14 protein-coding genes are annotated in these 12,690 nt (G+C 73.7%); 7 read left to right on the top strand and 7 right to left on the bottom strand.

Annotation, left to right across the window (positions count from 1 at the left end; genetic code table 11):
- Positions 1-77: 77 nt before the first annotated feature.
- Positions 78-788: a tRNA (guanosine(46)-N7)-methyltransferase TrmB gene (gene trmB / locus Pma05_RS24290; RefSeq protein ID WP_203859827.1), complete on the bottom strand. Its 711-nt coding sequence runs from the start codon at positions 786-788 to the stop codon at positions 78-80.
- A 377-nt stretch (positions 789-1,165) separates the two neighbouring features.
- Between trmB and Pma05_RS24295 the strand changes: the two genes are divergently transcribed.
- Positions 1,166-1,669, top strand: coding sequence for a hypothetical protein (locus Pma05_RS24295; RefSeq protein WP_239312994.1), 504 nt, complete (start codon positions 1,166-1,168; stop codon positions 1,667-1,669).
- A 20-nt stretch (positions 1,670-1,689) separates the two neighbouring features.
- Positions 1,690-2,400 (top strand): class F sortase, encoded by a 711-nt coding sequence (locus tag Pma05_RS24300; RefSeq protein ID WP_203859771.1) that lies wholly within the window; start codon positions 1,690-1,692, stop codon positions 2,398-2,400.
- Positions 2,401-2,473: 73 nt separating this feature from the next.
- On the opposite strand, the gene Pma05_RS24305 is transcribed toward Pma05_RS24300, so the two are convergent.
- The 4 genes from Pma05_RS24305 to add form a co-directional block, all read right to left on the bottom strand.
- The gene (locus Pma05_RS24305; protein ID WP_203859772.1) at positions 2,474-2,812 is read right to left on the bottom strand and encodes an antibiotic biosynthesis monooxygenase family protein; all 339 of its coding nucleotides are present in this window, start codon (positions 2,810-2,812) and stop codon (positions 2,474-2,476) included.
- Positions 2,813-2,967: 155 nt separating this feature from the next.
- Positions 2,968-3,759 (bottom strand): exodeoxyribonuclease III, encoded by a 792-nt coding sequence (locus Pma05_RS24310; RefSeq protein WP_203859773.1) that lies wholly within the window; start codon positions 3,757-3,759, stop codon positions 2,968-2,970.
- A gap of 118 nt (positions 3,760-3,877) precedes the next feature.
- Positions 3,878-4,798, bottom strand: coding sequence for a proteasome assembly chaperone family protein (locus Pma05_RS24315; RefSeq protein ID WP_203859774.1), 921 nt, complete (start codon positions 4,796-4,798; stop codon positions 3,878-3,880).
- 14 nt (positions 4,799-4,812) lie between these two features.
- The gene (add, locus tag Pma05_RS24320; protein WP_239312995.1) at positions 4,813-5,880 is read right to left on the bottom strand and encodes an adenosine deaminase; all 1,068 of its coding nucleotides are present in this window, start codon (positions 5,878-5,880) and stop codon (positions 4,813-4,815) included.
- Between the two features lie 293 nt (positions 5,881-6,173).
- On the opposite strand from add, the gene Pma05_RS24325 reads away from it, so the two are divergent.
- The 3 genes from Pma05_RS24325 to Pma05_RS24335 all read left to right on the top strand — a co-directional run bounded on the left by Pma05_RS24325 (position 6,174) and on the right by Pma05_RS24335 (position 8,749).
- Positions 6,174-7,499: a hypothetical protein gene (locus Pma05_RS24325; protein WP_203859775.1), complete on the top strand. Its 1,326-nt coding sequence runs from the start codon at positions 6,174-6,176 to the stop codon at positions 7,497-7,499.
- 192 nt (positions 7,500-7,691) lie between these two features.
- Positions 7,692-7,838, top strand: a complete 147-nt coding sequence (locus Pma05_RS24330) for a hypothetical protein (protein WP_203859776.1) — start codon at positions 7,692-7,694, stop codon at positions 7,836-7,838.
- A gap of 236 nt (positions 7,839-8,074) precedes the next feature.
- Positions 8,075-8,749, top strand: coding sequence for an EcsC family protein (locus Pma05_RS24335; protein ID WP_203859830.1), 675 nt, complete (start codon positions 8,075-8,077; stop codon positions 8,747-8,749).
- Between the two features lie 140 nt (positions 8,750-8,889).
- Here the strand turns inward: Pma05_RS24335 and Pma05_RS24340 are convergent, their stop codons facing one another.
- Positions 8,890-9,768, bottom strand: coding sequence for an SGNH/GDSL hydrolase family protein (locus Pma05_RS24340; RefSeq protein ID WP_203859777.1), 879 nt, complete (start codon positions 9,766-9,768; stop codon positions 8,890-8,892).
- 362 nt (positions 9,769-10,130) lie between these two features.
- Here Pma05_RS24340 and Pma05_RS24345 point away from each other — a divergent pair, with 362 nt between their 5' ends.
- Together Pma05_RS24345 and Pma05_RS24350 are read left to right on the top strand one after the other, a co-directional pair.
- Positions 10,131-10,400, top strand: coding sequence for a DUF6343 family protein (locus Pma05_RS24345; RefSeq protein ID WP_203859778.1), 270 nt, complete (start codon positions 10,131-10,133; stop codon positions 10,398-10,400).
- Between the two features lie 93 nt (positions 10,401-10,493).
- Positions 10,494-11,909, top strand: a complete 1,416-nt coding sequence (locus tag Pma05_RS24350) for an NADP-dependent succinic semialdehyde dehydrogenase (RefSeq protein ID WP_203859779.1) — start codon at positions 10,494-10,496, stop codon at positions 11,907-11,909.
- 94 nt (positions 11,910-12,003) lie between these two features.
- Here the strand turns inward: Pma05_RS24350 and Pma05_RS24355 are convergent, their stop codons facing one another.
- On the bottom strand, positions 12,004-12,663 hold the full coding sequence (locus Pma05_RS24355; RefSeq protein ID WP_203859780.1) for a GNAT family N-acetyltransferase: 660 nt from the start codon (positions 12,661-12,663) through the stop codon (positions 12,004-12,006).
- Positions 12,664-12,690 lie beyond the last annotated feature (27 nt).

Consider the following 12,690-nt stretch of genomic DNA (forward strand, 5'->3'; position numbering starts at 1 on the left):
GGTCCGGACGATCTCGCCGTCCTCGATCCGGTGCCTCGCTCTGGTGCCTCGCTCTGGTGCCTCGGCCGTCGGCGTGCTCAGCGGCGCCGGAAGATCAGGTCGCGGATCGGGCGGCCAGCGGCCGTACCGCGCCGCTCGAACTTCGTCACCGGCCGGTGCGCCGGGCGGGGGGCGAAGCCGGGAAACAGGTTCACCAGCTCCGGGTCGGCGGTCAGGGTGTCGCGCATGCTCTCGGCGTACTCCGGCCAGTCGGTCGCGCAGTGCAGGGTGCCGCCGGGGACCAGCCGGGAGCGGAGCAGCGCGACGTGCGCCGGCTGGATCAGCCGGCGCTTGTGGTGCCGCGGCTTCGGCCAGGGGTCGGGAAAGAAGACGTGTACGGCGTCGAGCCGGTCCGGCGGCAGCAGGTGCCGGACGAGGTCGAGCGCGTCGCCCTGGGCGATCCGGACATTGGTCAGCCCCTGCCGCTCGGTGAGGGCGAGCAGGTTGGCGATGCCCGGGGTGTGCACCTCGACGGCGAGGTAGTCCCGACCCGGGTCGGCGGCGGCCATCGCCACGGTCGCGTCGCCCATCCCGGAACCGATCTCCAGCACCACCGGCGCCGTACGCCCGAACAGCTCGACCAGGTCCAGCCGCCCGGCGTCGGGCCGGTCGCTCTCGGGTCCCTCGGGAGTCGGGACGGTCAGTCCGTAGCTGGCCCAGAGCCGCTCCAGCGCGTCCAGGTGCCGCCCGCTGAGCCGCCCCCGACGCGGGTGGAAGGTGCGGATCCGCGCCACCCGCCCCGACGGCACCCGGCTCGACGCCCCTCGCTCCGACGCCACCTGCCCCGGCACGCCCCAGCGTGACACCACTCGCTCCGACGGCACCTGCGCCGACGGGTCCCGGCTCGACGCCCCTCGCTCCGACGGCGCCCGGGTCGGCACCTCGGCGGGCGCGGGCTGCCGGAGCGCTGGTGCGGGCTGCCGGGCCGGCGTGGGTGCGGGGGTCTGGTCCTGGCTGGCGAGGGTCACGGGAAAGCCAGCCTACGCGATCGAACCGGCCGGCCGCGGAGCTATCCGATAACGCCCGACCGGGTGTGCCCGGCGTCGGCAGATGAGAGGATTTCCGCATACGGCAGGCCCCGGGCCCCGCGCGCCCGGCCCTGTCCGAGGTGCCGGGAGGGGGACCAGTGGCAACGCGTCGACGCATCGCGATCCTCTGCGGTGTCCCGTTCGCCCTGCTCCTGGCCGTGCCCGCCCCGGCCCGCGCCGCCGACGTCTTCGTGCAGGTCAATCCGAGCACCGTCGAGGCCGGCTTCATGGTCGGCATCAAGGCCAGTTGCCGGACCAACACCCAGCCCGCCACGGTCGAGTCGCCGGCCTTCGGCACCGTGACCGTGCAGCCGCAGGCCGGATTCCTCACCGCGGTCGCCACCGTGCCGGAGACGACCCGGGCGGACACCTACCGGGTCCGGCTGAGCTGCCCGGACGGCGGGACCGGCACCACCCGGCTGATGGTGGTGGGCGCCACCCGGCCGCAACGGGGCCCGGCGACCGGCTTCGGCGGCAGCGCCGCGGACGACCCGGGCGGACTGCTGGTGGCCGCCGGGCTGGCCAGCACCGTACTCGGCGCCGCGCTGGGGCTGCTCGCCATCCGCCGCCGGGCCCGGTCGACCTCCCCGCGCCGGACCTGACCGGGAGGAGTCTCGCCCCGATGGCCCGTACCTCCACCGGCCGGCGCCCCTGGATCGGCGGCCGGCAGCCGGCGGCACACCTGCGGCATCCGGCGGCCCGCTCCGGCGGCAGCCGCCCCCGGCGGAACCTGATCGGGCCGCTGGCGATCGTCCTGGTACTCGTCGGGATCTTCGCCACCGGCGCCGGGCTGGGCCAGTCGGCGGGCGGGCCGTGGCGCTGGCTGAGCGGCGGCAGCAAGGAGCCGCCCCGGGACTTCCCGGTGCTCGCGCCGAGCCGACCGGTGAAACTGGCGGTCCCGTCGATCGGGGTAGGCGCCCCGGTACACCGGGTCGGGCTCGCCGACGACGGTTCGATCGCCGTACCCGCGCTGGAGAAGCACAACGAGGTCGGCTGGTACGACCGCGGCCCGACCCCCGGCCAGTTCGGGCCGGCGATCATCGTCGGGCACGCGGACACCCGTACCGGGCCGTCGGTCTTCCACGATCTGGTGAAGCTCCGGCCGGGTGCCCGGATCGAGGTGACCCGGCAGGACCGGTCGGTGGCGATCTTCGAGGTCAACTCGGTCGAGCACTTCGACAAGAACGGGTTGCCCGCCGAGCGGGTGTACGGCGACTTCCGCCGCCCCTGGCTCCGCCTGATCACCTGCGGCGGACGCTGGGTCGGCGGCGGTACGGGCTACTCCGACAACATCGTCGCCTTCGCCTCGCTGGTCGACTCCCGGAAGCCCTGATCCCCTGACACCGCCGGGTGGCGGTTCCTGGAAGGGGCCCGGGACGGAACGGGGCAGGCGCGGGCGGCCGAGGTTACGGTGCGGTCGGGGTGGCCTGCTGGACCACCTCGAACTCCAGCAGCGTGGCGCCGGTGGCGACCGGTCGCGGCTGCTCCCCGCCCGACCCGCCGTCAGCGGGCCCGCGCGCGTGCGCCTCCCGGGCCGGCCCGGAAGCCCAGGCGTCGTACGCCTCCTGGCTCTCCCACTTCGTGTAGACGAAGTAGCGGCTCTCCCCGGCCACCGGCCGGAGCAGTTCGAAGCCGAGGAACCCCGGAGAGCCCTCGACCGCGCCCTGCCGAGCCGCGAACCGCCGCTCCAGCTCGGCACCCGCCCCCGGCGGAACCTCGATCGCGTTGATCTTCACCACTGCCATGGCCCCACCCTAACCTCGCCCATCCGCCCGCCCGACGGGAAGCCGCGTGTCGAGCCGGCGGGGGCTCTCTCCGGGAACGAGTGGCCTCGGCCCGCGTGGAAGCCACTCCTTCCCGGAACGAGCGCGATCTCGCGGGAAGAGGCGCGATGTTGCGCTCAGGCGTCGACGGAGGGCGGGGTGGTGTCCACCACGATCGGGGCGTGGTCGGAGGGGGCTTTGCCCTTGCGGGCTTCGCGGTCGACGTAGGCGGAGGTGACGCGGTCGGCGAACGACTCGGTCGCGTACACCAGGTCGATCCGCATGCCCTTGTTCTGGTGGAACATCCCGGCCCGGTAGTCCCAGTAGGTGAACGGGTGTGGACCCTTCATCGGCGTCGGCACCACGTCGGTCAGCCCGAGCGCACGCAGGTCGGCCAGGGCCTGCCGTTCCGCCGGAGTCACGTGCGTCGAGTCGACGAAGAGGGTCGGGTCCCAGACGTCGGCGTCGGTCGGCGCCACGTTGTAGTCACCGCAGACCACCAGCGGCAGCCCGGTCCGCAGTTCGGCGGCGAACGCGTCGCGCAGCACCGCGAACCAGGCGAGCTTGTATTCGTAGTGCGGCGAGTCCGGGGTACGCCCGTTCGGCACGTAGATCGACCAGACCCGGAGCCCGGCGCAGGTCGCGGAGATCGCCCGTGCCTCCGGCTCCGGGAACCCGGGCTCGTCGGCGAACCCGACCGCGACGTCGGCCAGGCCGACCCGGGACAGGATCGCCACCCCGTTCCACCGCCCGTCGCTGTGGCTGGCCACCTCGTAGCCCAGCTCGCCGACCTCGTCGGCCGGGAACGACCCGTCCGGGCACTTCGTCTCCTGTAGGCAGACCACGTCCGGCTCCGTACCGGCGAGCCAGTCCAGCAGCCGGGGGAGGCGGGCCTTCACCGAGTTGACGTTCCAGGTCGCCAGGCGCATCTGCCCAGCCTGCCCGATCGGGGCGGGAAACGCAGGTACGCGACGCGCGGGTACGCGACGCGCGGGTACCCGCCGCCGGGGCCCACCGCCGGCGGGACCCGGCAGCACGGTCCCGCCGTCAGGTGCCCGGGTTGTCCCCGGGCCGACCCTGCTCGGCGAGGAAGCGTTCCAGTTCCGCACCGAGTTCGTCGGCGGTGGGCAGCGGCCCGGTCTGGTTGGCGAGCAGGTTCGGCTCGCCCCGTCCCCGGGTGAAGGCGTCGTACTGCTCCTCCAGCGCCTGTACCAGCGAGGTCGCCTCGTCGGTCTGCGCCACCTGCCGGTCGATGTCGATCCGGACGGCCTCGGCGGCTTCCCGCAGCGATTCGGTGGGCAGCAGCAGGCCGGTGGCCCGGGAGACCGAGGTCAGCAGCAGTTCGGCCGCGCCCGGGTATTCGGTCTGGGCCACGTAGTGCGGCACGTGCACGGCGAAGCCGACCGCGTCCCGGCCCTGCTCGCCGAGGCGGAACTCCAGCAGGTTGCCGGCGCTGCCGGGCACCTGGATGCGTTGCAGCCACGACTCGTAGCCGCTGATCAGCTCCGCTCGGGTGGCGTGCGCGGTCACCCCGATCGGCCGGGTGTGCGGCACCGCCATCGGGATCGCGTTCAGCCCGATCGTCACCCGTACGCCGAGCCGCCGGATCAGGCTGGTCAGGGCGGCGATGAACCGTTCCCACTGGAAGTCCGGCTCGGGGCCGGACAACAGCAGGAACGGGGTGTTCTCGTCGTCGCGCAGCAGGTGCAGTTCGAGCTTCGGCTGCTCGTAGTGCTCCCAGTGGTCCTCGACGAAGATCATCGTGGGTCGCCGGGAGCGGTAGTCGAGCAGTTGGTCGACGTCGAAGGTGGCGATTATCCGGGACTCGAGGGTCGACACCAGGTGTTCCCGGGCGAGCCGGGTCGCGTTTCCGGCGTCGACGAAGCCGGAAAGCGCCTGGATCAGCACCGGCTGACCCAGCTCGGGCAGGTCGTCGGTGAGCTGGTAGAGCTCGTTCGGGTCGAGCACCGGTCAGGACCTCCTCAGGGGGTACACCGGGACGCGCCTCTGGCGGGCGGCGCCCCGATGTAGCAAACGCTGCCGCTATCTTGGTCCATTCCACCGAACCACTCCGCGACCCCCGCCAGCATCGTCGTCCGGACCTCCGGTGGGGCGGCGGACGCCTCGACCGACGACCGGGCCAGCGCGGCCAGTTCGGCGTCGGCGCAGTCGAGTACGTCCCGGGCCAGCACGTACTGGTCGAGCAGGTTCGTACCGAACAGCAGCGGATCGTCCGTGCCGAGCGCCACCGGAACGCCGGCGGTGAGCAGGGTGCGTAGCGGGGTGGCCGCCAGCCCGGTGGTGACACCGAACGGCGGATATGAGCTGGGACACACCTCCATCGCCACCGCCCGCTCGGCCAGCAGGTCGAGGGTGGCCGGGTCGACCGCCGCCGTCAGCCCGTGTCCGACCCGGTGCGCGCCGAGCAGCGTGACGCAGTCCCGGACGTGCCAGGCGGCCTCGTAGAACCCGCTGTGCGGCACGGCCAGTAGTCCGGCCTCGGTCGCCGTCCGCATCGCCGGGACGAAGTCGGCGATCCGGCCCCGGCGCTCGTCGTTGGAGAGCCCGAAGCCGACGACACCCTGCCCGGCGTACCGGGCGGCGAGCCGGGCGACCCGCTCCGCCCGGTCCGGCGGTCCGGCCCAACTGGCCGCCAGCACCACTCCGGTACGCCCACCGGCCGCCCCGGCGAGTATCGCCTCCACCACCGGCTCCAGCCCGCCCAGCCGGTCGGCGTACGTCGTCGGGTCGACCTGGATCTCCACCCAGCCGGCGCCGTCGGCGACGTTGTCGGCGGTCGCCTCGGCCACCACCCGGCCCAGGTCCTCGGCACTGCGCAGGGCCGCCCGGGCCAGGTCGTAGCGGGTCTGGAACGCGGCCCAGCCGGAGAGGGCGCCGGACGGGAGCGGCTCGGGCAGCGGCAGACCGTCCCGGTCCGCCAGCTCGGTCAGCGTCTCCGGGCGCATCGAGCCGGTGAGGTGCAGGTGCAGGTTGGTCTTGGGCAGCCGACGGAGGTCGCGGCGCGGGAGCGGGTCGGTGACCGGTGCCATAGTCCACGGTCTCACGAGGTGGACCGGTCCGGGGAACGGGTGGGTGACCGGCCGGCTGGGCCCGACTCCACCGATCGGAGGAGGCGGTTGATGTTGCAAGGAGTGACGGCCGGTTGGAAGGTAGATGCCCGGCTGATGCGTGAAACGTGCTTTCCCCGGGATGCCGTGCTTGCCCGGGTTGGCCAGCGCTGCCCGCGCCTGTGGTCCGCTGACCGATTGCTCAGTCAGTAGATGTGGTAGAGCCCACCCGGTGACTCCCCGTAGTTGGCCGTCGGCCTGCCTAGCCTCGTCGGATGCCTGACGACGACCGTTCTGAGACCGGGTACTCCGCCGCGCCCAGCACTGTCCGATCGGATGATGTCTCCTCCTCCGACTCGGCAGCCGGCGCTTCGTCGCGCCAGTCGCCCGGGGGCCTCCGGTCCGCCCCGGCCCGGCTACGGAGACTGGTACTGCTGCTGTCGGCCCTGTTCGGTCGACTCCGGCCGCTCGGCTCCGCCCTGGCCCGGTGGCTCGCCAGGGGCGCCGCTGCCGTGGCCCGGATCGCCCGGCCCGGCGCCATGGCTGCCGGCCGGCGGGTCGAGGTGCTGGCCGCCCGACTGCGGGTCATCGCCGCCCGACTGTGGGTCGCCGCCGAGCCGGCCCTGACCCGGCTCCAAGCCCAGGGGCGACGCCTGCGTCGGGTCGTCAGGACCCAGGGACGACGCCTGCGTCGGGCCGTCGAGCCTGGGCTGGTCCGGGCCCGCCGGGTGCCCGCCGTCCAGGGCGCCGAGCGGGCGGTACGCCAGGTAGCCGGCCGGGCCGCACCACCGGCTCGCCGGCTCGCCGCCCGGGGCGCCGCCCTGGCTGCCCGGGCCGGACTGCCGGACCGGCTCGGCCTGCGCCGTCCGGCCGGGGTCGCGGTGGCCGCCGGGCTGCTCTCATGCCTCGGCGTACTGGCCGCCGTCGGGGCGGTCTCGCCGTCGGCCGACCCCGCTGGCAGCAGCACCGCGAACGCCGAGGACCGGGCCGGGCCCTCCCGGCCGGACGACGACGCCGGTGACCGGTCCGGCGCCGGCCGCTCGGCGGACCACCGGTCGAGTCGCCCCGCCGACAGCGACCGGTCGGACGCCGCGAAGTCGGACGAGGCGAAGTCGGACGGGGCGGACCCGGACGCGTCCTCGCCACTGGACGACGCGGAGCCGGTGGCCGGGCTGACCGAGGTCCAGATGGACAACGCCCGGGCCATCGTCCGGACCGGCCGGGACATGGGGATGCCGCGTCGTGGACTGATCATCGGGGTGGCCACCGCGATGCAGGAGAGCAACCTGCTCAACCGGGCCAGCGAGGTGCTGCCGGAGTCCAAGCGCTACCGGCACCAGGGCACCGGCTGGGACCACGACTCGGTCGGACTGTTCCAGCAGCGCACCAGCAGCGGCTGGGGCCCGGTCAACCGCCTGATGGACCCGGCGTACGCGAGTGCGCGGTTCTTCGAGGCGCTGCGTCAGGTGCCCGGCTGGCAGGGGATGCGGCTGACCGAGGCAGCCCAGGCGGTGCAGTACTCGGCCTACCCGGAGCACTACGCCAAGCACGAGGGCCAGGCGACCAGGGTGGTCGACAGGCTCGTCCCGTCCTGGCGCTGAGCCCGGGGCGACCTCCCGGAGTGCCGGCCCGCCGTCGACTACGACTTGACAGGACTGACGTTGCATCGACGGTCGGCGACTTGCTCGGTCCGGCCACGATGGAGGCGTGGACCCGCTCGGATCGCGAGGCCGGTGTGGTCGGGCGGGGGATCGGGTAAACCTGATGTCAGGACCCACACGAGGAGGACCGAGATGGCGTCACTGGTGCAACGGATCCGGATGTTCCTCAGCTCTCCACAGGGCCGGCAGCTCGTCGAGCGGGGCCGGCGCGAACTGGCCAAGCCGTCGAACCAGCAGCGGATGCGCCGGATCATGTACCGGTTGCGCGGCCGGCGCTGACCGTCCGGGTCGTCGTACCCCCTGATCCGCCCCCACCTCGACATCCGGAGTGTCCCGTGACCGAGTCCCAGCCGGTCGGCGGCGGAACCGCCGCGCCGGTCCCGCCGACCGACCGTACGCCGCCGGCCGCCGCGAACCCGGGCACGGCACCCGATCCGGACGCACCGGGTGCGGCCGTCGGGGTCGCCCAGGTCGTCGGCCCGGACGCCGATGCCGACCCGGCCGAGGTCGACCCCATGGACGACCCCGAGGTGACCGTCGCCCCGCCCAGCGGGCTGTGGGAGCGGATGAAGGCCGATCCGCAGTACGCCCCGGAGCACCTCGCCCTGGAGGCGGTCCGACGGATCGGGCCACAGGCCGGGGCCTGGGCCGAGCGCACCCGTGCCCGGTATCCGCAGATGACGCCGGAGGCGATGGCCGAGACGGCGGTCCGGAAGTTCGTCAACCACGCCCGGGTCTCCGGGGCGATCTCCGGGGCCGCCGGACTGCCCGGCGCGGTCCTCGACATGGGAGTGCTGGCCTGGACCCAGGCCCGGATGGTGCTCTACGTCGCGGCTGCCTACGGCCACGACCCCGAGCATCCCGACCGGGCCACCGACCTGCTGGTGCTGCAACGGGTACACAAGGTCGCCGAGACGGCGCGGCTGGCCCTCGGGGTGGCCGCCGGGCGGGAGCGGATCGACGCCCTGCGAAGCGGGTCGGAGACTCCGCTGGCCCGGGTGATGCTGCGGCTCGGCCTGAAGCTGGCGCAGATGGCCGGCGTCCGGGCCGCGAAGCGGCTGGTCGCCAAGGCGGTACCCGGGGCAGCGGTGGTGCTCGGCAGTTGGGCGAACTCGTCGGCCACCAAGAGCCTGGCGGCCCGGTCCCGGGAGCTGTACCGCCTCCCGGCGATCCTGCCGCCGAGCCGGTAGCCCCCGGCCACCACCGTCGTCAGCCCGGCCACCACCGTCGTCGGCTCGGTCGCATTGGCGGGCCACCTCGTCGGCCCGGTCGCCTCGGTTGGGCCGGTCGCACTGCTCGTCGCCGGTCGCATTGGTCGGGTCGACGGCTTTCAGTCGGCGCGTCGGGCCTGGCTGGCCAGGCCGGAGGCCCGCCAGGCCACCTTGGCCAGCTCGTTCTGCCCGGCCACGTTCGGGTGGAAGTAGTCCAGCCGGTTCAGCAGGTCCAGCCCGAACCGTACCCGGTGCGCGGCGCCGCCGTCGTAGCGGCAGCGGGACCCGTACGCCTTGCAGGCGGCGGCGAGTTGCTCGTTGTACGCGTCGATCCGGGCCCGGAACGTCGACCGGCGGGTACGGTCGGCCGGCTCGGTCGAGGTGGGGCTGGCCAGCAGCGCGGGGCAGATCCGACCCCGCCAGGCGCGTACCGCCCGGGTGTCCTCGTGGCCGACCTCCCAGACCCGGTACAGGTTCGGGATGCTCACCACCAGCACCCGAGCCTTCGGTAGGCCCTTCTTCAGGGTCGCGAGTCCACGGTCGACGCCGTCGCGGAAGGTCGCGACACTGGTCATGTCTTCGATCCCGCCCCGGCAGGCGTCGTTCGCTCCGATGAGTACGGTCACGTAGTCCACCTTGGCGCTTACCGCCGCGCTGGCCTGGCTGGCCAGTCCGGAGGCGCGGGCCCCGTTCACCGCCTCGTTGTGCGCCTTGCCGCGGATGGCCGGGTTCACCTCGCGGAGTTGCCGGTAGAGGCTCTCCACCCGGCTGCTGTCCCCGGTCGACCAGGAGTTGCGCTGGCAGGCGGCGAGGATCAGGCAGGAGCCGAAGCCGGCGGTGATGGAGTCGCCGAGCGCCGCGATCGAGTCGGGCAGCCCGGGCCGGGGCGAGGCGGCCGGAGGATCGGGCTGGCCGCCACCGCCGCCGTCGGAGCCCTCGCAGGCCAGCGCGAAGGCCGCGAGCAGGGCGAGGACGGCGGCGGTCCAACGTCTGGGCATGCTTCCCCCGGTACGGAGCGGACAGCAATCGCTCCGTAACTGTACGCGGGGCCGCCGTCGACCCGGAACCCTCGGACCCGCCGCCCGGCACGCGGATCACCGACACCTGCCCCGGCCCGGCACTCCCGACAGAACCGAGGCCAGCTAGGACACCAGAACAATCCCCACCGCTGCCCCGGGCACCAGGTCCGGCGGCGACCAGGGGTGGCGGCGTCCGGGGGTGGCGGCGTCCGGGGGTGGCGGCGTCCGGGGGTGGCGGCGTCCGGGGGTGGCGGCGACCAGGGGTGGCGGCGACCAGGGGTGGCGGCGACCAGGGGTGGCCGGCCAGGTTAGTCCGCGCCCATACCGGGTAGTTCGGCGAAATGGCCGCGAAATCGCAGCCCCGAGGGGCGAAAGGGACGGTTGGCCACCCGTACAGCGCGCTCAACCTGCGCCTGGGGTTGGCCCTGTTCGGTCTGGTGATCTGTGTGGGGCTCGGCGTGCTGGCGATTCGGGCCCACCTGGTGGTGCTCGCGGTGGTCCTGGGCATCCTCGCCCTGGCCGCCGCGGTCGACCTGGTGGTGGTGCAGCGCCGCCGGGCCGCGCGGCGCCGGGAGGAGCCGCCGGGCACGAAGCACTCGATCTTCGAGTGAGCACGGAGCCGGTCCCGGCCCGCCCGTGACCCGCGCTCCGCCCGATCCGCCGACATTCCAGGGAGTACGAGCCGACATTTCAGGGAGTACGACATGTCGATCGCCACCATCGACCCGAGCACCGGACAGGTGCTCAAGACCTTCGACGAGATGACGGACGAGCAGTTGGAGGCCGCCCTCACCCGGGCGGCGGCCGGCTTCGACGAGTTGCGCGGCACCACCTTCGCCGACCGGGCCCGGTGGATGTCCGCCGTGGCGGACCTGCTGGAGGTCGAGTGCGACGGCGTGGCCCGGATGATGACGACGGAGATGGCCAAGACGTACGCCTCGGCAAAGGCCGAGGTGGCCAAGTGCGCGGCGGCCTGCCGGTACTACGCGGCACACGCCGAGCGGTTCCTCGCCGACGAGCCCGCCGACGCCGGTTCGATCGGTGCCACCTCGGCGTACGGCCGCTATTTCCCGATGGGGCCGGTACTGGCGGTGATGCCGTGGAACTTCCCGCTCTGGCAGGTGCTGCGGTTCGCCGCCCCAGCCCTGATGGCCGGCAACGCCGGGCTGCTCAAGCACGCCTCGAACGTGCCGCAGACAGCGCTCTATCTGGACGAGCTGTTCCGCCGTGCCGGCTTCCCGACCGGCGCGTTCCAGACCCTGATGATCGGCTCGGAGCGGATCGAGCGGGTACTCGCCGATCCCCGGGTCCGGGCCGCGACGCTGACCGGCAGCGAGGGCGCCGGCCGCTCGGTGGCGTCGATCGCCGGGAGGTACGTCAAGAAGACCGTGCTGGAACTCGGCGGCAGTGACCCGTTCGTGGTGATGCCCTCGGCCGACGTGGCCCGGGCCGCCGAGGTGGCCACGGTGGCCCGCTGCCAGAACAACGGCCAGTCCTGCATCGCGGCGAAGCGGTTCATCGTGCACACCGAGGTCTTCGACGAGTTCGCCGACGCGTTCGTGGCCCGGATGTCGGCGCTGCGGCTCGGCGACCCGATGGACGACGGGACCGACGTCGGGCCGCTCGCCACCGAGCGGGGCCGCGCCGAGGTGGCCGAGCAGGTCCGGGACGCGGTGGCGAAGGGGGCCCGGCTGCTCTGCGGCGGGGAGGTGCCGGACCGCCCCGGCTGGTGGTACCCGCCGACCGTGGTCACCGAGCTGACCCCGCAGATGCGGATGTACGCCGACGAGGTCTTCGGCCCGGTCGCCGGCCTCTACCGGGTCGACTCGTACGCCGAGGCGGTCGAGGTGGCGAACGGCACCGACTACGGTCTTGGCGCCAACGCCTGGACCCGGGACCCGGACGAGCAGCAGCGCTTCGTCGCCGACCTGGACGCCGGAATGGTCTTCGTGAACGGGATGACCACGTCCTATCCGGAGCTGCCGTTCGGTGGCGTCGGCAACTCCGGCTACGGCCGCGAACTGTCGGCGCAGGGCATCCGGGAGTTCTGCAACCTCAAGGCCGTCTGGATCGGCGCGGGCACGTCGGGCGGTACCGGCGCGGGCGCGCACAGCGAGTAGCGCCCCATCGCCGCACCCTGCCCCGGTGACCGGTCGGCGGAGATTCGTCGCCGTACCGGGTGTGCGGCCGGGCCGGGGCTGGCCGGTGTCCGGTTCAGGTCGCGTCCGGCCCGTCGTCGCCGGGGCGGCTCAGCCGGCGTTCGAGGAGCTGACCCGGCCACTGCCGGTCGACAAGCGGCACCGTGAACGGCTCGGTGGCGGTGAAGCCCTGGCGCTCGTAGTAGCGGATCAGGGCGCCGTCGTCACCGGCGTAACAGTCCACCCGGAGCAGGTCGACCCCCTGGGCCCGGGCGAGTTCCTCGGCGTACTCCAGCAGCCGGGCGCCGACCCGCAGCCCGGCGTGGGCCCGGTCGCTGACCAGCAGGTTGACGTACAACTCGGGTTCGGTCGCGGGCGGGACGTGCGGCACCGCCGTGCCGACGACGATCGCCCCGACCGGGCGCCCGGCGAACTCGGCCAGGTAGAGGTCGCCGTCGGCGGCCCAGCGCCGGACCTGGGCGATCCGGCGTGGGTTGCCGGAGTGCGGCGCGGTGCCCCACTGGCCGGTGCGACCGCGCTGCATCAGCCAGCGGGTGGCGCCGTCGAGCAGGGCGAGCACCGTGCCGACGTCGTCGGGGCCGCCGGGCCGGACGACGAGCTGTTCCGGCGAACCCTGCGCGGCCTCCCCTTGCGGTCCGTCCGCGGTGTAGCCGGATGTCGGGGCGCGCGCGCCACGCCGTTCAGGTGGAGAAGGGCTCGTTGGCACAACGTCCATGTTGGCAGAAGATCTATTTACCGGTAC

Source organism: Plantactinospora mayteni (assembly GCF_016862935.1).
GTDB classification, from domain to species: Bacteria; Actinomycetota; Actinomycetes; order Mycobacteriales; family Micromonosporaceae; genus Plantactinospora; species Plantactinospora mayteni.

Coding starts and splice junctions, on each gene's coding strand:
- Pma05_RS24300 (WP_203859771.1), top strand. CDS start 1,690: ATGGCCCGTACCTCCACCGGCCGGCGCCCCTGGATCGGCGGCCGGCAG.
- Pma05_RS24305 (WP_203859772.1), bottom strand. CDS start 2,812: ATGGCAGTGGTGAAGATCAACGCGATCGAGGTTCCGCCGGGGGCGGGT.
- Pma05_RS24310 (WP_203859773.1), bottom strand. CDS start 3,759: ATGCGCCTGGCGACCTGGAACGTCAACTCGGTGAAGGCCCGCCTCCCC.
- add (WP_239312995.1), bottom strand. CDS start 5,880: ATGGCACCGGTCACCGACCCGCTCCCGCGCCGCGACCTCCGTCGGCTG.
- Pma05_RS24325 (WP_203859775.1), top strand. CDS start 6,174: ATGCCTGACGACGACCGTTCTGAGACCGGGTACTCCGCCGCGCCCAGC.
- Pma05_RS24330 (WP_203859776.1), top strand. CDS start 7,692: ATGGCGTCACTGGTGCAACGGATCCGGATGTTCCTCAGCTCTCCACAG.
- Pma05_RS24335 (WP_203859830.1), top strand. CDS start 8,075: ATGGACGACCCCGAGGTGACCGTCGCCCCGCCCAGCGGGCTGTGGGAG.
- Pma05_RS24340 (WP_203859777.1), bottom strand. CDS start 9,768: ATGCCCAGACGTTGGACCGCCGCCGTCCTCGCCCTGCTCGCGGCCTTC.
- Pma05_RS24345 (WP_203859778.1), top strand. CDS start 10,131: ATGGCCGCGAAATCGCAGCCCCGAGGGGCGAAAGGGACGGTTGGCCAC.
- Pma05_RS24350 (WP_203859779.1), top strand. CDS start 10,494: ATGTCGATCGCCACCATCGACCCGAGCACCGGACAGGTGCTCAAGACC.
- Pma05_RS24355 (WP_203859780.1), bottom strand. CDS start 12,663: ATGGACGTTGTGCCAACGAGCCCTTCTCCACCTGAACGGCGTGGCGCG.